A 19334-nucleotide genomic window follows, 5' to 3' on the forward strand; every position below is an offset into this window, starting at 1 on the left:
TTTGATCACCTTTGAAGGTCGACCTTTTCCTGGCAGCAGTATTCAGTGAGGGAGGTGGAACTCTCTCACTTACCCTTTGTTTTTATTGGCTCATCAGAGATGGGCGCTGCTTCTATTCTCTTATTCAAGGCAGCCAATCGTGCCTTCTTCCAAAGCACATAGATTGCCGGGATAACAAAAAGCGTAAGCAGCGTTGCGGTGATCATCCCGCCCACCATTGGAGCTGCGATCCGCTTCATGATCTCTGAACCCGTAGCACTGCCAAGCATGATGGGAATCAGGCCTGCGAAGATGGCTGCGACTGTCATCACTTTGGGGCGTAACCGCAACAAAGCTCCTTCGACAACAGACTCCATTATGTCTTTAGTGGTCAGCTGCTGATGTGTCGCCTGAGCCGTCTCGATGCGCTTGTCCCAGGAGAGGTTGAGATAAAGCAGCATCACAATGGCTGTTTCCACGGCCACACCAGCAAGCGCAATAAAGCCCACCAATACTGCAACTGACAGGTCAAAGCCCAAAGCGTAGACAAACCAGATGCCGCCGGTAAGCGCGATTGGCAGGGAAGTGAGAATGATCGCGACTTCTCCTACCCGGTTGAAGGCAAGGAACAACATCAGCGTAATAATCAGAAGTGTAACTGGTGCGACCAGCTGCAAACGTTCTTGCACCCGCTCGATGTACTCATACTGCCCTGACCAGGTGATTGAGTAGCCAGCCGGGACTTTCACATTCGAGGCAACCAGTTGCTGGGCTTCACTCACGTAGCCACCCAGATCACGGCCCACGATATCAATGAACACAAACCCTGTTGGCCGTGCGTTTTCGGAACGGATCATACCCGGGCCGTCGACGATCTTCACGTCAGATACAGCACCAAGTGGAATGTGAGCGCCAGACGGCGTCACAACCGGCAGTTTCTCCAGTTGTTCTGGTGTACTGCGCCAATCCTGCGGATAGCGCACGTTGATGGGGTAACGCTCCAGCCCTTCAACACTCTCAGAAATATCCATACCGCCAATTGCAGTTTGCACCACATCCTGAACGTCCTTGATATTCAGCATATAACGGGCAGCCGCATTTCGGTTGATATCAATCTCGATAAACCGTGCGCCTTTGGGGCGTTCCGCATAAGCCGACAGCGTCCCCTCTACACCTTTGACGAGACCTTCGATCTCTACTGAGATGTCCTGAATGACCTGCAAGTCAGGCCCGGAGACCTTCACGCCCACCGGTGTTTTCATGCCCGTCGCCAGCATATCGATGCGGTTCTTGATGGGCTGAATCCAAACGTTGGTCAGGCCAGGCACCTGCACGGACTTGTCCAGTTCCTGCCGTATCTTTTCAAGTGTCATACCTTCTCGCCACTGGTCCTGCGGTTTCAGCTGAATAGTGGTTTCAAACATGGTCAAGGGCGCTGGGTCCGTTGCGGTTTCAGCGCGCCCCAGCTTGCCATGGACCGTTTGCACTTCAGGCACCTGCATGATCATGCGGTCAGTTTGCTGTAGCACTTCCCGTGCCTTGCCGATGGAAACACCGGTGTAAAGCGAGGGCATGTAAAGGAAGTCACCTTCCTTCAGCTCCGGCATGAACTCCGTTCCAATCCTGTTCAGCGGCACAAGAATAGAGGCCACCAGAACCAGCGCAAACACGATTGTTGTCTTTGGCCACGTGATGACCAGCGAAAGGGCTGGCCGGTACAGGGCAATGCAGAAACGGTTCACCGGGTTCTTAGCCTCAGGGTGAATGCGCCCACGCACGAAGTAACCCATCAGCACTGGTACCAGAGTAATACTCAAAATCGTTGCCGCTGCCATGGCATAGGTCTTGGTGAAAGCCAGCGGTTTGAATAAACGTCCTTCCTGCGCTTCCAGTACAAATACCGGCAGGAAGCTGATGGTGATAATCGCAAGCGAGTAGAACAATGCTGGCCCAACCTCTGAGCAGCACTCAGCAACCACTTTCCAGCGGTTCTTGTCGGGGTCTGGTTCCTTCTCTAGCCGTCGGTGCATGGCTTCGATCATCACAATCGCCGCATCCACCATGGCTCCAATCGCAATGGCGATTCCGCCGAGTGACATGATATTGGCGTTCACGCCCTGCAATCGCATCACGAGCAGTGCCGTCAGAATACCAAGTGGCAGTGAGATCAGGATCACCAATGATGATCTGAGATGCAGCAGGAAGATCGCACAGACCAGAACCACCACCAGAAACTCTTCGGTAAGCTTTTGGGTCAGGTTATCAATGGCCCGTTCAATCACGCCGGAGCGATCATAAGTGGTTACAATCTCAACACCTTCCGGCAAGTTGGGCTTCAGCTCATTCAGTTTAGCCGTCACACCCTCAATGGTGCGCAGCGGATTCTCACCCCAGCGCATAATCACGACGGCTCCGACAGAGTCACCCTCACCATTCAAGTCTGCCACGCCTCGACGCATTTGCGGACCGAGGCGAATTTCGGCCACATCCTCAAGCGTAAGAGCCGCACCCCGTTCATTCACTTTGATCGGAATTTGCTTCAGGTCTTCAATGGACTGAATATAACCAGTGGCGCGGACCATATACTCTGCCTCTGCCATCTCGATAACGCTACCGCTGGTCTCACGGTTTGCGTTCTCAATCGTGCTCATCAGCTCTGGCAGTGTCACTCCATAGGCACGCAGTTTATTGGGATCAGCAACAACCTGATACTGCTTGACCATGCCGCCAATGGTTGCCACTTCAGAAACCCCACTGACGGTTTGAAGCTCAAACTTCAGCCACCAATCCTGCAAGGATCGGAGTTGCGCCAGATCATGATTGCCGGTTCGGTCGATCAGCGCATACTGATAGATCCAGCCTACACCCGTTGCATCCGGTCCAAGTTCAGGCGTTACACCATCCGGCAGTTTGGCGCCCACCTGAGCCAGATATTCCAGCACCCGACTGCGCGCCCAGTAAAGATCGGTGCTGTCTTTGAACACCACGTAAACGTAGGAATCGCCATAAAACGAGAACCCGCGCACATCGATCACATCCGGCACGGACAACATGGCAGTGGCGATTGGATAGGTTACCTGATCTTCAATAACCTGAGGTGCCTGACCGTCATAAGGGGTCTTGATGATCACCTGAACATCGGAAAGGTCCGGGATCGCATCAACGGGTGTTTCCTTCAGTGCCCAGATACCGCCAAGTGTCAACATCACCGCAGCCATCAGAACGATCACACGGTTCTTGATGGAAGCACGGATTATGGAGCCAATCATTTGTCATCGGCCCCCACCGGTTCAGCTGGTGCTGATTTGGAGAGCTTTTCTCCACTCTCGCGCATCTCGACAAGGCTGAAGCGTTTGTCTGAGCCTCGCGTGATAGCAAACTCAATTTGCTTGTTCGCAGACACATCAAACTCGTCCAGATTGCCACGAACCGCAAAAGTGGTTTCCATCTTTGGCCAGTCTAGCTCGTTGATCGCCGCGTGACGGATAGTGATAGTGTTGGCCTCCGGGTCAACGCGGGTAACAGTCCCTTCAGACCAGATGGGAGCACCTTGCGCCAGCGACATCCGTTCCATTCCAGCAGAGAGAGAGCTTTCACTGTCGATCAGGAACTGCGCTGAAGTGACAACTTCATCGCCAGGCTGCAGACCTTGCAGGATCTCCGTCCGGCTGCCTTCACCAAAACTACCAGTCAAACCGGGTGTTACAATACGTGGCTGAAAGGTGCCTTCCTCCGTTTGCAGGATTACCCGTTCAGACATACCTGTGCGGATCAATGCGCTGGTGGGAATGGTGATCGCATTTCGTGTTTCGGAAGGAATGATCGTGACACGGCCAAACATGTTAGGACGTAAAAAGCCCTTTGAGTTATCGAAATGCAGGCGAACAGGCAGAGTACGAGTGACTGAGTCCAGCTCCGGATAGATGTAGTCAATCCGTCCATCCAACACTTTACCGGGAAGATGTTCAAAGCTGGCCAGCACTTCACTGTTTGGGCTTAGCCGGGCAATATCTTGCTCAAACACATCCACCATCAGCCAGACAGAAGAGAGATCTGCAAGCGTCAAAGCGATGGAATCTGGCTGCAGATACATGCCATCCGCAGCTTCCAGTGTGGTCACCACACCGGATTGAGGCGCAAAAACCTTGAAGACATCCGCGGGCTTGCTGGCCCGGGCCATCTGATCAATCTGTGCTGGATCAATACCATAGTTTTGAAGCTGGATACGGATGTTTTGTTCAGCAGCTTGATCACCTCTTCGCACTGCCCTGATCAGGTCAGCACTGGCAACCGTCACTTCCGGCGCGTAGACGGTGAAGAGCAGATCACCCTTTTCAACGGGATCACCAACGGCGCGTATATTGAGCTTCTGGATCCATCCTTCGGTCCGCAGATGAACCTGACTGGAACGGTGCTCATCATAGCCAACAAAGCCAACGCTTTCGATTTTCTGAGAAATCGGCTCCACACTGGCAATCGCTGTACGGACACCAATCGTATTGATGACACTCGGTGAAAGCGTCACTCCAGTCCCGTTTGGCTGAGCTTCCTCGCCAGCATAAACAGGGATGAGATCCATACCCATGGGGGACTTACCGGGTTCATCGCGCCGGAAGTTCGGGTCCATAGGCGCAACCCAATACAGAATCTCTTTGTCCGTGGCACCAGAACTTCCCGAAGTCCAATCCATTGAACTTCCAAGAAAAATCCCAAGCCCAGCCGAGACACTCGCAACAACCGCAAACCCAACCACAACTGCGTACTTACTACGCATCGGTCCTGTCCTGCTCTACCAATCACCGGTCCAACCTGAAGTCATCCGCCAGCATCCGAAAACACCAACGCCACTCCAAGTCCACACCATTACGCCGCTTTTCGCTGACATAAAACAGCACAAAACAGCCTAGAGCCGAACATCATAATCGTTCCAGTTACTGGAAGGTCAAGTGTTCTCGTTAACCCCAATTTTGTTAGCTCTTCAATTTGCTGCTTACAGTTGCACTGCTCTTCTTTTCCAGTTAAGAACCGCTTGACCTCGGGGTGCGCGCTTTTGTCGTGCTGAGATGCCAGATTGGTGAACCCGTTGAACCTGAACCGGCTAGAACCGGCGGAGGGAAGGGTACCGGTTTCATCCATCCTTGCCCTCTCGCCGCAATGGAGGATGACTTGAAACATCTGTTAATTGCTGCGGGATTACTCACTGCAACATCGGCAATGGCTGCCGAAAAACCTGAACTCACCGTTTACACCTATGACAGCTTCGTTTCCGACTGGGGCCCGGGCCCTAAAGTGGAAGAAGCCTTTGAAGCGATCTGCGAGTGTGATCTGAACCTTGTTGGTGTTGAAGATGGCGCAGCGTTGCTTTCCCGCCTTCGTCTTGAAGGCAACAACACGGATGCAGATGTTGTTCTGGGGTTGGATACCAACCTGATTGAAACAGCCAAAAAGACTAGTCTGTTTGCACCGCATTCAGTTGACGCGAAGTACACACTGCCGGTGGACTGGGCAGATGAGACCTTTGTGCCTTATGACTGGGGCTACTTCGCATTCGTGCATAAAAAGGGCGCAACGGTTCCTTCTAGTTTCCGCGAGCTGGCCGAGAGTGACACCAAGATCCTCATTCAAGATCCACGCTCTTCCACTCCGGGCCTTGGCCTGCTGCTTTGGGTAAAATCTGCTTATGGTGATGAAGCTGCGGATATCTGGGCAGGGCTTTCCGATAATATCGTGACTGTTACCAAAGGCTGGTCTGAAGCCTATGGTCTCTTCCTTGATGGGGAAGCAGAGATGGTGCTCAGCTACACCACGTCTCCGGCTTATCATCTGATTACTGAGGAAGATGACAGCAAAACCACCGCGGCGTTTGATGAAGGCCACTACATGCAGGTGGAAGTGGCAGCGAAACTCGCGGGCACCGACCAGCCGGAGCTGGCGGATAAGTTCCTGAACTTCATGGTTTCTGACGCTTTCCAGAGCATCATCCCAACAACCAACTGGATGTACCCTGCAGTTACGCCTGCAAGCGGTCTTCCAGCAGGTTTCGAAACCTTGCAAACACCTGAAAAGGCTTTGCTGCTTGCACCTGAAGACGCAGTTGCTGCACGACGTGAGGCTCTGCCGGAATGGCTCGAAGCGCTCAGCCAGTAAGCTCGCTTCCCGGAGTTGCCGCGGCATTGCTCGTCGCGGCACTCATTCTTGGCACGCTGGCTGCTGTTGCGCTGCGTGCTGAAGCCGGGCATGGGTTTTCTTCTTCAGACTGGGCGGCACTTAAGTTTACGCTCACCCAAGCCGTGCTTTCAGCCTTGATCAGCGTGGGGTTGGCGGTGCCTGTTGCACGCGCGCTGGCACGCCGCAGGTTTAAAGGCCGCAGCCTGTTGATCGCCTTGCTAGGCGCCCCGTTCATCCTTCCGGTTATTGTTGCCATTCTTGGCTTACTGCAGGTTTTTGGACGTTCCGGCTGGATCTCAGAGGTATTGGTTTACTTCGGCGCATCTCCCATCCGTATCTATGGCTTGCATGGTGTTGTACTGGCTCATGTGTTCTTCAATCTACCGCTAGCAACGCGCCTCATATTGCAGGGGTGGCAAGAGGTGCCGTCGGAGCGTTTTCGCCTTGCGGCTCAGTTGGGGTGCGACGGCTGGTCTTTGTTCCGCCTGATCGAGCTTCCCATGCTCAAACGCATTTTACCCGGCGCACTAGCCGTAATTTTTGCCATTTGTCTCACCAGTTTTGCCGTTGCACTTACTCTTGGCGGAGGTCCCCGCGCGACAACGATAGAGCTGGCGATTTATCAGGCCTTTACCTATGATTTTGACCTTGGGCGCGCCGCTCTGCTCTCTGCCCTGCAATTGGCGCTGACAGCGGCAGCAGCCTTTGCAGCTCTGAAGCTTTCACGAGGCGAAGGCTTTGGTGCGGGATTGGACAGAGCCATTCAACGCTGGGATGGCGGTACGCCTGTCATCGATAGCTTCTGGATCATACTTGCTGCTGTCTTCCTGCTTCTGCCACTCAGCGCTGTTGCGCTTTCTGGTGTCACAGGTCTTCTTTCTCTGCCGTTCTTGGTGATCAAATCTGCATTGATCTCGGTTGGAGTGGCCTCAGTCAGCACCTTCATTCTGTTGCTGCTTGCATTACCGATGGCTGCAGCAATTGCTGTTAGAAAGCCCGGCACGGTGGAACTTGCAGGCATCCTTGGCCTTGCAGCCTCTCCACTGGTGATCGGTACAGGGCTGTTCATCATCATCCGCCCTTGGGCAAACCCAACAGATCTTGCATTACCTGTCACCGCGCTGGTCAATGCAGCCATGGCCCTGCCGTTCGCCCTGCGCATTCTGGTTCCGGCTGCGAAAGATACTGTGTCCCGTCATGGACGTCTGGCGTTATCTTTGAACATGGAAGGCTGGGTGTTCTTCACGCGTGTCTTTATTCCGCGCATGAGGCCACAGATTGGCTTTGCTGCTGGCCTTGCTGCCGCGCTTTCCATGGGCGATCTGGGTGTGATTGCTCTTTTCGCTGACCCGGAGATTGCAACTCTGCCTTTGCAGATCTATCGCCTCATGGGGGCTTACAAGATGGAAGCGGCGGCAGGTGGAGCCCTGTTGTTGCTGGTGTTGTCCATGTCTTTATTCTGGCTCTTAGACCGAGGAGGACGCTGGCATGCTGAAGCTTGAGTCTTGCGTAATCGCCAATGGCGCCTTTCAGCTGCACGCAGATGTCAGCATAGAAGCTGGCAGCAGTGTTGCCGTGATTGGCCCATCAGGCGCAGGCAAATCGACCCTGCTGGAAGCGATTGCCGGTTTCCGCCAGATCTCTATGGGGCACGTCTCATGGAAGGGGCAGGATCTGACAGAACTGGCCCCGGGCAAACGCCCAATCGCGATGTTGTTTCAGGATGGCAACCTCTTTCCTCACCTCACAGCTGAGCAGAACGCAGCACTTGGTCTGCGTCCAAGCGGCAAACTCTCAAAAACAGAGCACGCTCAGGTCGCTGCTGCGCTGGAGCGGGTTGGCCTTGCCGGGATGGGAACGCGCAAACCCGCTGAACTGTCTGGCGGCCAACAAAGCCGCGTTGCGCTTGCCCGCGTACTCGTGCAACACCGCGACTTACTCTTGCTTGATGAACCCTTCGCCGCACTTGGCCCAGCCTTAAAGGCCGAAATGCTGGATCTGGTTGCAGAGCTAGCAGCAGAGACAGGCACCACCCTCCTGATGGTCAGCCACGATCCACAAGATGCCCGCCGCATAACCAACCAAGCCATGCTGGTTGCAGGCGGCACCGTCCATCCCCCTGCCGAAACCACACAACTCCTGGACAATCCTCCACCGGCCTTGAAGGAGTATTTGGGGTAGTTCTTCGTTCTGGAGCTCATCAGCCGCACGCAAAAGCGTGATTGGCGTCCTTTTGGTATTTCTGATTTTATCTCTCAAACAGTACGTGTACGGTCCGGACTGAGTTCCGGTTTTGTGTGCGCTACGCTTTGGTTTTTCAACTGGAAAGAGGTTTAAATCATGGGTTTGCTTCAGGATGGACGCTGGGTTGATCGTTGGTATGACACCTCTAAAGCGGGTGGGCGATTTGAGCGCAAAGCATCTCAGTTTCGAAACTGGGTCACCGCAGATGGTCAATCTGGCCCCAATGGGACCGGTGGGTTCAGAGCAGAAGCGGGTCGTTATCACCTCTATGTTTCACTCGCGTGCCCATGGGCTCACAGAACTCTAATCTTTCGGAGCCTCAAAGGCCTTGAGGATATGATTTCATTGTCCGTCGTCCATTGGCATATGGCCGAGAATGGATGGACCTTCGAAGAAGGGGAAGGCGTTCAACCGGATATCATCAACCATGCCGAGTTCATGTATCAGGTCTATACTGCAGCTCAATCAGACTACTCAGGCCGTGTGACAGTCCCTGTCCTTTGGGACAAAGAGAACAATACGATTGTCTCCAACGAATCCTCCGAGATTATTCGGATGTTCAACTCAGCTTTTGATGGTGTCGGAGCGAAATCAGGCGATTACTATCCTAAAGCTCTGAGAACCGAAATCGATGCATTGAATGACCGTATCTACACCACAGTCAACAATGGCGTTTACAAAGCCGGGTTTGCAACAACACAAGCCGCCTATGAAGAAGCTTTGTATCCTTTGTTCGAGACGCTGGACTGGCTCGAAAGTAAGCTTGCGAAACATCGGTACTTGACTGGCGCAGCAATAACCGAGGCTGACTGGCGATTGTTTACAACGCTGGTACGTTTTGATCCTGTCTATGTGGGACACTTCAAATGCAATCTGCGGCGGATACAGGATTACCCGAACTTATCCGGTTACCTTCGAGATCTCTACCAACAACCGGGTATCGCCGAAACCGTCAATCTCCACCACATCAAAGCCCACTACTACACCAGCCACGCAACAATAAACCCAACAGGCATAGTACCGGTTGGACCAGAGGTTGACTACAGCCATCCCCATGACAGGGCAAAGTTGGGGTAAGGAACAAGCGCGTGCTACAACTTCGACTTCCGAAACACCGCGGGGGTTGCGCCGGTCCAGCGTTTGAAGGCGACGGAGAAGGCGGCTTGATCGGCGAAGTCGAGGAGAAAGGCGACTTGAGCGATGCTGTCGGTTCCAACCAGCAGGCGCTTGGCCAGATCGCAGCGCGCTGTTTCAACCAGCGACTTGAAGTTGGTACCCTCTTCGGAAAGCTTGCGTGTCAGCGTTCTGCGGGTCACGCACAGTTCTTCGGCCACCTCATCCCCACTTGGCAAGTTGCCGGGCAAACGGGAGCGGACGAGCTTGATCACTTTGGCAGACATACCGGTTCGGCTCTTCGGCATCTGGCTGAGCCGTTCTTCGCCATGTTTGAGAAGGTGATCGCGCAGAGCGGCATCTGAGGTGGCTATTGGAAAGTCGAAACCACCTTCTGGCAACTGAATGCCACTGGCCTTTTGTGCTGAAGAGACTTCGCATCCGGCCAGTTCTGCCAGTGTTGCGCAGTGATCGGTGTCATCACACTCCAGCAGCACAGACATCTGCCCGAAACCGGGACCAGCAATCTGTTCCGTGCGTTTGAGCAGGCCAAACACCAGAAACTCCCGGTGTCTTGGAAACTGATGGGCGCCGATGATATCACTCTTCAGGCATATGGTCGGGTGATGTTCATCGCCATCCAGCTCAAAACTCAGGTCAGGATCTTCCAGCGCATAAAAGCGCTGCGCGAACCGAAACACTTGCCCCACATTGTCACTGGCCTGCGCCAAGTATGCCAGCAATGTCTTTGCCCCCGGAGAGGCTAAACCGGCGCGTGCGGCGAAGGTTGGATCTTGCAAGGCATCGCAGGCTGTTTCCAGTGCCGCAGCTTCGCGCTGCAGATCAACCCGTCCATTGGCATCCGTCAAAACGTCGGGTGCAACGCCGACAGCTTCGAGAATTTTATCAAAGCCCAAAGCGGCGGCGGGTTCTTGCCCATAAACCTGAGCTGCATGGCGCAATCGATAGGCGCTGATGCGTGTCATGGCGACTTCCACTCTGTTTGAGAGGGGCGCTTCGACGTTCTTTGCGTCGATTAGCCTCTCAAATGTCCAGAAATCAAAAACCGATGACCAGAACTCTAAAGAACGTCCTTTGCTCATACGTTAATTTACGAACATCAACAAACGGTGCTGCCTAGGACGGTAGCTTTCTAAACGAAGCAAAGGACATTCACCGTGAAGTCGATCATCCTTTCAAGCGTCATGGTAATGGGCGCATTCACCACTGAGGCCTCAGCGGCAGGTGGTGAACCACGCTGGTGGGTTCCACCAGGAGAATCTGACAGTTACTCCATTGTCAGCATTGTCGTTTTCTTTCTGGCCTTTCTTTTGGTCGTGCATCTTTACTCCCGCTTTGACCGCTATGCGGAGCACAAAGCAAAAGGAACACCGCTTCGCACCACAGTGCCGGTGATGCTGACCGTGGCCCTTGCTTATGAAGTGATGCCAGCCTTGTCTCACTTCAGCATTTTGCTTCCAACTGCGCTGATCCTCACAGCAATCGCACGTGATTTCATGCTGTGGTGGAACCCGAAGATGCAGGAGGCGGAAAAATGATTGAGCTTCTTGTTACTTCTTTTCCCTTCGTCCTGCGGGTCTGGTACCTGCGCTGGAAGGGGATCCCGGTCACCCTGTACAACGTGCATTATGCCTTGGTTTTATGGGTGTTCATGGCTCTCGCCGTCTTCTTTGCGGTGTTCTACTACTACCCAAAGTCGTTCACAGGCATCGTGCCCTTCAAAACGGTTCCGGTTGTTGCTGAAAACGGCGGAACAGTCACCGAAGTCTTCGTAACTGGTGGCGACCGCGTCAAAGTTGGTGACCCTCTGTTCAGCACGGAAAGTGCGATGGAACAGGCCAAGGTTGATCATGCAAACCGCAAGATTGACGAAATCAAAAGCGCCATCAAAGCAGCGCATCTGGAAGTGGAAACAGCAGATGCAGCCTTGGATGCCGCCAAGACTGGCCTCAATCAGGCTGAAATGACACTGGCTGATCACGAAGAGCTCAAGATGAAAAACTCCGCAGCCTTCCAGCGTGCCCGATTGGAACGTGCCATCTCTCAGCGAGACACCAGCGTTGCTGATGTGAAAGCAGCAAAGGCAAAACTGGAAGCGGCAAAAGTGCAGGCGTACTCCACACTGCCATCTCAACTGGCCAGCGCAAAGGCTACTCTTGAGCAGGCCGAGATCGAACTGAAAAAGACACGAGTTTACAGTCTGGTAGATGGCGTGGTTGAGCAAGTTACCCTGCATGTTGGAGCACGAGCTGCTCAGGCCGCGATGGCCCCGGCGATGGTGATCATTCCGGACCGGACCCAGAAGGAAGGCTCCCGAGTGGTTGCAGGTTTCTCCCAGGTGTCCCGCACTGAACTTTACGAAGGCATGGCTGCTGAGATCGCTTGTGAGAGCAACTTCAACATCGCAATGTATCACACTGTTCTGCCAGCACGGATCACACGGATCCAGAAGTCAATCTCCGCCGGTCAGATGGCTCCTTCCGGAAGACTGATGGAACCGGGAGAACGCGCAAAACGTGGTCAAGTCGTCGCTCACCTCGATCTGGTCTACCCCGAACACCAGAAGTATCTGGTTCCTGGCAGCGGATGCATTGTGCAAGCCTACACAACAGACCTGAAAGGTGACATGGCAGGCGGTTTTACATCCCACGTGATCTCAGCCCTCGGCGTTATCAAGGCAGTTGGCCTACGTGTCAAAGCATGGCTTGGCCTGGCGATGGGAATTGGTCTGGCAGGATCTGCTCACTAAGAGCAAGCAGGCTAACAAACTCAAAACAATCAAGTTTCTCCCGAAGACGGAAAGCAAACCGATCAAGCAGACATGGATCCGGACTGGTTCCGCTCGGGAGTATCACAGAAGAGAGCAGCCTAACTGGCAATCTGAGCAACCCGTTCTCTTCATCAAAACCCACGGTCCCAAACGAGAGGTTCTTTGCAGAGAACCCCAAAGCGCAGAGAGCCTCTCGGGACCACCCAAACAAAAAGAAGAAGAAAAATGAACGTTAAAGCCCTGACAATCGCAGCAGTCGCCCTCTCCGTTGGTTACACAGTTGATTATAACCCAAGACCGTCTCAGCCTGGCACCAAGTCCATCTCACCAATCTCCTTCAAAGTGAGCGAAGCAAATGCACAGACTGCCTCACAAAACGCCGCTCGCCGGACTGCACGCCGCACATCCCGCCGGGTTAACCGCCGCCACAACATCGCAGGCTGTACTCCATACAACGGCTACTACAACTGCGGCGGCACGTATTATCAGGCCATCACCGAAGACGGTAAAACCGTTTATGTGGTTGTAAATCCATAAGGGAGATTACCATCCCTCCCAGATATCCCACCGTCCTGACATCATGGAACCCCAACCACAAAAGGCCTCTCATAACGAGAGGCCTTTTTTCGTACTTGAGATTTGCTATTGTACATCAGCTATTTTTCAAAGATTCCCTCATCCCAGTAAGGTCGGTCGCTGCCGATTTGTTCAGAGATGAAGTCTATGAAGACGCGGGTTTTGGTGGGGAGGTATTTGCGGTTGGGGTAGACGGCGTACATGGTTTGGGTTGGGAGAGTGTAGTTAGGCAGGACTTGGGTCAGGGCTCCGGATCTTATGTACTCTCCTGCCACGAAGGTTGTCAGGCGACCGATACCGCAGCCACCGAGGACTGCTGTTGTGAGAGCATCTCCATTGTTGACCTGGTAATTACCTGAAGTTTCTACTCTTATTTGCCTTTCTGGGCCTTCCAATGTCCATTCATGCTGGTCGCTAAAATAGGCATAGTGCAGGCAGTTGTGGGCCTGTAGGTCTTGCGGCGTTGCTGGTGTTCCATGTTCCTCAAGGTACTGAGGAGATGCGGCTAACACATTGAGGCATGGAGCTATTTTTCGCGCTATGAGGGATGAATCCTTTAAGCGCCCTCCCCGGATGGCGAGATCAAAGCCGCCGTCGACCAGATCAACTGTTCGGTCATCCATAATCATATCGACGCTGATTTCTGGATTTAATTTCAGAAACTTAGGTATCAGTGGCGCGATGTGAAGTCGGCCAAAGGTCATGGGAACATTGATTTTAAGCCGCCCCTTTGGCTTGCCCTGCATTTGGGCCACAGCATTTTCAGCTTCCTTCGCGGCTTCCAGGGCATCGACAGCACGAGCATAATAGAGTTCTCCTGCTTCCGTCAGGCTGACATTGCGGGTTGAACGATTGAGAAGACGTGCGCCAAGGTGCTCTTCTAAAAGGGTAATTCTCTTACTGACAGCCGATTTAGAAACACCTAGCTCACGTGCGGCGGCTGCAAAGCCTTGATGTTCCACGACCATCACGAAGACAGGTAAAGCGCTTATCTGATCCATTCGTTTGAGCCTCAGCGTTCTCTTTTTCTCACCAAATAGTTTCTCGAATAGCAGATTATCACAAATCAGGAAACGTCCTAGGTTCTCTAAAGAAGCAGAGGACACAGTTATGACTATGATGCTCATTGATGGGCAGTTGCGGGAGAAACCCAAGAGCAGTGATGGACAACACCCTCAGCTCGGCAGCGACATCCGCAACTGGATTGAGGCTGATAGCACGGCTCCATTTCCAGCAGAGGTAAACCGCTATCATCTTTACACCTCTCACGCGTGCCCTTGGTGTCATCGTGTGATGGTGATGCGTGCTCTGATGGGACTAGAAAATGTTATATCTGTCAGCGAGATGCATCCGTTCCGGGATGATACAGGCTGGCGGATTGACCCAGCTTTGTTTGATGAAACCGCCGGTGTCCCAAAGGATACATTTCTTTATGAAGCCTATTTACGGGCTAATCCGAACTACACTGGTCCTATCAGCGTTCCGCTTCTGATTGACAAGAAAACGGGCCAGATTGTCAGCAATAACTCTGCTGACATTATGCGGATGTTGAACAGATCCTTTGGTGCTTTCGCAGGCTCATCTGCTGACTTTTATCCTGCCGAGCTGACAGGCCAAATTGATCAGCTTGCCGATTACATCCAAACACATGTGAATTCAGGAGTTTACAAGGCGGGATTTGCCTCAACTCAGGCAGCTTATGATGAAGCCGTTCGTGATCTGTTTGACGCTCTTAATGTTCTTGATCAGCGTTTGGAACGACAGAGATACTTGCTCGGCGCAAGATTGACTGAGGTCGACTGGAAACTGTTTGTCACGCTCATTCGCTTTGATGCGGTGTATGTCACGCATTTCAAAACTGATCTGAAGCGCCTTTCAGATTTCACCAATCTCAGTCCCTATCTGCGAGAGCTTTATCAGATCCCGGGTATCGCAGGGACGGTGAACTTCCAACGCATGCGGGAACACTACTTCCGCAGCCATCTTCATTTGAATCCTAACGGCATTGTTTCGATAGGCCCGCAAGTCGACCTAAGCAAGCCTCATGGTCGTGAACATGTCGGCGTCTATCAGAAAGGAGCGGCCTAATGACAGGTAACGCGATTTCTTCACAGACTGATAAACAAAAGAACCCAACTGGTTACATCATCCTGATCGGTGTACTGGTGGGTGTGAACTATGCCAGCGCGAAGCTTGTCACCCAGGCTGGCGTGACTGCGTTGAGCGCAACCTTAGCGCAACTTCTATTGGCAGGTTTGTTTCTATATCTTCTTCTTCGATTGAAGCGAGAGCGGCTTTCCTTCAGACTCAAACACATTAAGTACTACATCCTGAATGGCTTCCTCGGGATCACGGTGCCAACGCTGATAGCTTATTGGGTGTTGAAGTATATTCCTGCCTGGTTGCTGACTGTTCTGGTTACTTTGTCACCTTTGATCACTGCCGGCCTGACATCTCTGCTAGAGCGGAAGCTGATCGCCCCCCAGCGTTTGCTGGGCATCACTATCGGGCTTGCTGGTATCAGCCTCGTGACTTTTAGTAGCGTACAGGAAGGACAGTTCGATCCGATATGGATCCTGTTTGGCGCTGCAATGCCATTGTCGCTGGCGATTGCCAATATCTATCGCAACAAGGCCTATCCACGAGATACTACATCTATAGGCGTTGCCAGTGGCACCATGTTCTCCCAAGTGCTGTTGCTGTTGCCAGCTTTGCTTTTGATCAATGATCCTGCCGCGGCTGCCGGACCTATGGCCGCTGTTTGGTGGATTGTGTTGGGCATCGGTTTGCTCACTGCTGGCAGCTATGCGCTGACCTTCTTCATTCAAGACAGGACAGACAGCGTCGGTTTCAGTCAGGTCGGCTACTTCGCGACGATATCTGGCGTTCTTGTTGCTGCTCTAGTGTTCGCAGAGCCAATCAGCCCAGTCATCTTTGTCGCCATTGCGGTTCTGTTTGTCGGCCTTGCCTTAACAAATGGGCATCTTCAACTGCCATCGCTCCCCAGTTCAAACTCCCAACACAACAGATAATCCCCGCTCCCCTGAGATATAATGAAAGGACGCCCCATGACTATTGTTAGCGAAACTTCCCTGAACGCTCGAGACTTTGCAGAGCAACTCTATAAAGCTGTCGATTCATTGAATGCAGACGCAGTTGGAGCGTTTCTATCACCAGACGTCCGCTTCCAGCTTGGCAACTTCGATGAGATTGTTGGGTATGCAGCCGTCGTTGATGCGAATGCAGCGTTCTTTAAGTCCATTGCAGCTATGTCTCATACACTTAAAGACAGCTGGACTTTTGAGGATACAGTCATATGCACTGGTGAGGTGCATTACATCCGGCACGACAAAAGCACGCTTCAAATCCCCTTCTCAGCAGTTTTGAAGCTGAAGGATGCTTTGATCTTTGACTATCAAGTCTACGTGGATGTCTCTCCTTTATAGGTGAACCTACACACTACCCTTTGAGTTTCAGTAGCAAGCACGATGCAAGGCTCACCCTATTGCATCGTGCTTTTTTGCTTTGAAACACCCGTGGTTTTGCGTAACTGCGGGTGTTTTCTTTTACCTACAAAAACAAAAACAACTTCAAAATCGAAGATAACAGAGAAATCTTGTGGGCTTTAACCTATTGAATCTAATAGGCATCACACCACCTGCGACAAGATTGTCAGACAATATTGATTTTTCTCAAGACTTAAAGTGCATTTTATGTAATAGTCGATTGTAGGACAATCGACGGAGTACATTATGATAAAGGCACTACGCCTTAATGCTGCAGACAATGTTGCAACCCTGCTGGAAGATGCCGGCAAGGGCGAAACAGTTCTGGTGATCTCCGAACAGAACGAAAGCCTGGGAGAGCTGGAACTTCTGCAAGCTATTCCCTTTGGCAACAAAGTCGCACTGCGCCCCATGAAACCAGAGGACCACCTGATTAAAGGTGGCGTCGCGGTTGGCAAGGCGATCAAGCCTGTCCCACAAGGACAACTTGCTCACGTTCAAAATATTCGAAGCTTAAATCTGGATATTCCAGAGGTGATGATCAGCGAAATCATCACCCAGATGGGAATTGAGGTGGACTGATGCAGACGTTCAGAGGCTATCAGCGAGCAGATGGGTCTGTCGGCATCCGCAACCTCATCATGATTATCGCAGCAGATGAATGCGCCGAGGGCATCGCCCGCGCAATCTCCGAAAAGACGCCCGGTAGTGTCGTCGTTACCAACTACAATACCTGCATGTATGGTGGCAACGAAGAGATGATTGGCACCATGATCAACGCTGCAACCAACCCAAACATCGCCGGGGCGCTGGTGATTAATATGGGTTGCGGCAGCATCGCTCCTGATCTGGTGGCTGGGCCAATCCGCGCTACCGGGCGTCCAGTGGAGACCCTGACTTGCATTAAAGAAAGCGGCACCGTTTCAACCATTCGCGAAGGGTTGAAGCGCATTGCTGCGATTGTCGATCACGCAAATGCAACCGAGATGGTGGATGCTCCGATCAGCAAGCTGTTCGTCGGCATCAAGTGCGGTGGCTCAGACACGAGCTCTGGCATTGCTTCTAACCCAAGTGTTGGTCTTGCAGCAGACAAGCTGATTGACATGGGTGCTTCTGCTGTTGCCGGTGAACTTCTGGAGTTGCTGGGTTGTGAGCACATTCTCAAAGAGCGTGCGGTTACGCCTGAGGTGTTTGAGAAGATTGAGCAACTGATCAGTGATGAAGAGAAGCGCTGGCACGTGGAAGGCACTCAGGTTGAAACCATGAGTGTTGGCAATAGCATCGGCGGTTTGACAACCATCGAAGAGAAATCCCTCGGCGCTCTTGCGAAAACTGGTTCCAAGCCAATTCAGGACATCTTGCGCATCAATGCCAAGAAGCTGGAAAAGCCTGAGGTGCCAGGCATGTACCTGTCCGAAACTACAATGCTTTGTGGTGGTTCAGCGATGCACTTTGCAGCACTTGGCTGTCAGGTAATCCTTTGGACCACAGGTGGTGCTGGCTTTAACAACCCCATCGTTCCTGTCATCCGCGTGAGTGGTAACAGTCAGCTGATCAATGAAGACATCGACATTGATGCAACCGGCATCATGCGCGGTGAAGACAGCCTCGAGAATATCTCAGAAGAAATCCTGAAAACACTTGCTGGCGTGATCAACGGCGAAAAGACAGCCATTGAAGACTTTGGCTACGCCTACTGCTCGCTCATTCAGAAAGATCAGCGCGTCGAGCGGCTGCTTTCAATCCCCGCAGAATAATCAAAACAACGCGCAGGCCTTTGCAAAAAAAGCCAGCGCATCAGGGAGAACAAAATGAAGATCACTGATGTTGAGGTCATCCATCTTCGTATTCCATTGCTCGCACAAAACTGCGAGTGGGGCGAAGATGCACTGATCGTACGCATCCACACAGACACAGGTCTTGTGGGGCTTGGGGAGTCAGACAGCTCGCCATCCGTGATTGCAGCACTCATTGAAGCCCCGCAGTCCAACTTGTACTGCACTGGTCTCAAGTCCCTGCTGATTGGCGAAAATCCATTGGAAATCAGCCGTTTGTGGAACAAGATGTACTGGTCCAGCAACTATGTTGGCCGCCGCGGGGCTGGCATTCATGCCATGAGCGCTATCGATATTGCACTGTGGGACATCGCCGCCAAGCATTATGGTGTGCCACTGCATATTCTGCTGGGAGCGAAGTATCGTGACCGTATTCCGGCTTACGGCACTTTCATCCCGGCAGATAACCCAGAAGACAACCGCAAGATCGCACAGGATCTGGTGGCCAAGGGCTTCAAGAGCCTGAAGTTCGGTGGTGGTGTTCTGGGCGATGATCCAGATGTCGATTACGAAATCGTTCGTGTTGTCCGTGAAGCCATAGGTCCGGACATTGAATTGCAGATCGACCTTGCCACCAAATGGCGCACAGCTTCTCACGCTTTGCAGATGTGCAAACGTCTGGAACCATTCAACCTGCATTGGATTGAAGAACCTGTCATGGCGGATGACGAGCGTGGTTACGTAAAGCTCGGACGTCAGGCTTCTCAAAAAATCGCAGGTGGTGAAGCTTTGACCACTTGCCGCGAGTTCCACGACATGCTGGAGCGCTGTGAGCCAGACATCATCCAGCCAGACATCACGCGTTGCGGTGGCATCACCGAGATGCGCAAGATTTATGACATGGCGCAGATGCGCGGTGTCCAACTCATTCCTCATGGGTTCAGCACAGACATTTTGCTCGCCGCTTCTGTGCATTTCCTTGCCTCATGTGAGCATGGAAACCTGATGGAATACTCCCAGAGCAATAGCCCGCTGGTGGCGGGTAACGGGCTGGCCAAAGAGCCAGTGGTCTTCGCTGAGGGGCAGCTTGTTGTTCCTGATCGCCCAGGCCTTGGGATCGAGCTGAACGAAGACCTAATCAAAAAATATCAAGTGAACGCCCAACCGGCCTACGCTTGAAGA

17 protein-coding genes and 1 riboswitch are annotated in these 19334 nt (G+C 52.6%); of the genes, 13 read left to right on the plus strand and 4 right to left on the minus strand.

Annotated elements, in window-relative coordinates; all coding sequences use genetic code 11:
- Nucleotides 1-65 precede the first annotated feature (65 nt).
- Nucleotides 66-3248 (minus strand): efflux RND transporter permease subunit, encoded by a 3183-nt coding sequence (locus tag AC3CB2_RS16720; RefSeq protein WP_352934557.1) that lies wholly within the window; start codon nucleotides 3246-3248, stop codon nucleotides 66-68.
- The gene (locus tag AC3CB2_RS16725; RefSeq protein WP_352934559.1) at nucleotides 3245-4753 is read right to left on the minus strand and encodes an efflux RND transporter periplasmic adaptor subunit; all 1509 of its coding nucleotides are present in this window, start codon (nucleotides 4751-4753) and stop codon (nucleotides 3245-3247) included. Before AC3CB2_RS16725 ends, AC3CB2_RS16720 begins: the two co-directional genes overlap by 4 nt.
- Before the next feature lie 252 nt (nucleotides 4754-5005).
- Nucleotides 5006-5112: riboswitch (TPP riboswitch) on the plus strand.
- 21 nt (nucleotides 5113-5133) lie between these two features.
- Here AC3CB2_RS16725 and thiB point away from each other — a divergent pair.
- The 4 genes from thiB (at nucleotide 5134) to AC3CB2_RS16745 (ending at nucleotide 9468) form a co-directional block, all read left to right on the plus strand.
- Nucleotides 5134-6126, plus strand: a complete 993-nt coding sequence (gene thiB / locus AC3CB2_RS16730; RefSeq protein WP_425328956.1) for a thiamine ABC transporter substrate binding subunit — start codon at nucleotides 5134-5136, stop codon at nucleotides 6124-6126.
- A complete protein-coding gene (locus tag AC3CB2_RS16735) occupies nucleotides 6102-7649 on the plus strand; it encodes a thiamine/thiamine pyrophosphate ABC transporter permease ThiP (RefSeq protein WP_352934564.1) in 1548 nt (515 codons plus the stop codon). Before thiB ends, AC3CB2_RS16735 begins: the two co-directional genes overlap by 25 nt.
- On the plus strand, nucleotides 7636-8328 hold the full coding sequence (locus AC3CB2_RS16740) for a thiamine ABC transporter ATP-binding protein (protein ID WP_352934567.1): 693 nt from the start codon (nucleotides 7636-7638) through the stop codon (nucleotides 8326-8328). The genes AC3CB2_RS16735 and AC3CB2_RS16740 overlap by 14 nt, the downstream gene beginning before the upstream one ends.
- Before the next feature lie 159 nt (nucleotides 8329-8487).
- A complete protein-coding gene (locus AC3CB2_RS16745) occupies nucleotides 8488-9468 on the plus strand; it encodes a glutathione S-transferase family protein (protein ID WP_352934570.1) in 981 nt (326 codons plus the stop codon).
- A 14-nt stretch (nucleotides 9469-9482) separates the two neighbouring features.
- Here AC3CB2_RS16745 and AC3CB2_RS16750 read toward each other — a convergent pair whose 3' ends face one another.
- Nucleotides 9483-10490 carry a helix-turn-helix domain-containing protein gene (locus tag AC3CB2_RS16750; protein ID WP_352934572.1) on the minus strand — a complete coding sequence of 336 codons (1008 nt, stop codon included), beginning with the start codon at nucleotides 10488-10490 and terminating at the stop codon, nucleotides 9483-9485.
- A 192-nt stretch (nucleotides 10491-10682) separates the two neighbouring features.
- Here AC3CB2_RS16750 and AC3CB2_RS16755 point away from each other — a divergent pair, with 192 nt between their 5' ends.
- From AC3CB2_RS16755 to AC3CB2_RS16765, 3 genes are all read left to right on the plus strand, one after another.
- On the plus strand, nucleotides 10683-11063 hold the full coding sequence (locus tag AC3CB2_RS16755; RefSeq protein ID WP_352934574.1) for a hypothetical protein: 381 nt from the start codon (nucleotides 10683-10685) through the stop codon (nucleotides 11061-11063).
- The gene (locus AC3CB2_RS16760; protein WP_008552385.1) at nucleotides 11060-12274 is read left to right on the plus strand and encodes an HlyD family secretion protein; all 1215 of its coding nucleotides are present in this window, start codon (nucleotides 11060-11062) and stop codon (nucleotides 12272-12274) included. Before AC3CB2_RS16755 ends, AC3CB2_RS16760 begins: the two co-directional genes overlap by 4 nt.
- 246 nt (nucleotides 12275-12520) lie before the next feature.
- Complete coding sequence (locus AC3CB2_RS16765) at nucleotides 12521-12832, plus strand: hypothetical protein (RefSeq protein WP_014284901.1); 312 nt, start codon at nucleotides 12521-12523, stop codon at nucleotides 12830-12832.
- 119 nt (nucleotides 12833-12951) lie between these two features.
- Here the strand turns inward: AC3CB2_RS16765 and AC3CB2_RS16770 are convergent, their stop codons facing one another.
- Nucleotides 12952-13872: a LysR family transcriptional regulator gene (locus tag AC3CB2_RS16770; protein ID WP_488390226.1), complete on the minus strand. Its 921-nt coding sequence runs from the start codon at nucleotides 13870-13872 to the stop codon at nucleotides 12952-12954.
- 115 nt (nucleotides 13873-13987) lie between these two features.
- Between AC3CB2_RS16770 and AC3CB2_RS16775 the strand changes: the two genes are divergently transcribed.
- The 6 genes from AC3CB2_RS16775 to AC3CB2_RS16800 all read left to right on the plus strand — a co-directional run bounded on the left by AC3CB2_RS16775 (nucleotide 13988) and on the right by AC3CB2_RS16800 (nucleotide 19331).
- Nucleotides 13988-14959 (plus strand): glutathione S-transferase family protein, encoded by a 972-nt coding sequence (locus AC3CB2_RS16775; RefSeq protein WP_425328960.1) that lies wholly within the window; start codon nucleotides 13988-13990, stop codon nucleotides 14957-14959.
- Complete coding sequence (locus AC3CB2_RS16780; protein WP_352934580.1) at nucleotides 14959-15903, plus strand: DMT family transporter; 945 nt, start codon at nucleotides 14959-14961, stop codon at nucleotides 15901-15903. The genes AC3CB2_RS16775 and AC3CB2_RS16780 overlap by 1 nt, the downstream gene beginning before the upstream one ends.
- A 36-nt stretch (nucleotides 15904-15939) precedes the next feature.
- Nucleotides 15940-16317, plus strand: a complete 378-nt coding sequence (locus AC3CB2_RS16785; RefSeq protein ID WP_352934583.1) for a nuclear transport factor 2 family protein — start codon at nucleotides 15940-15942, stop codon at nucleotides 16315-16317.
- 306 nt (nucleotides 16318-16623) lie between these two features.
- A complete protein-coding gene (locus AC3CB2_RS16790) occupies nucleotides 16624-16959 on the plus strand; it encodes a carbohydrate kinase (RefSeq protein ID WP_352934585.1) in 336 nt (111 codons plus the stop codon).
- Nucleotides 16959-18134, plus strand: coding sequence for a UxaA family hydrolase (locus tag AC3CB2_RS16795; protein WP_352934587.1), 1176 nt, complete (start codon nucleotides 16959-16961; stop codon nucleotides 18132-18134). The genes AC3CB2_RS16790 and AC3CB2_RS16795 overlap by 1 nt, the downstream gene beginning before the upstream one ends.
- Before the next feature lie 54 nt (nucleotides 18135-18188).
- Entirely contained in the window at nucleotides 18189-19331 is a 1143-nt protein-coding gene (locus tag AC3CB2_RS16800) for a mandelate racemase/muconate lactonizing enzyme family protein (protein ID WP_037038110.1), read from the plus strand.
- Nucleotides 19332-19334: the final 3 nt, after the last annotated feature.

The organism is Pseudovibrio sp. SCP20, from assembly GCF_057774105.1.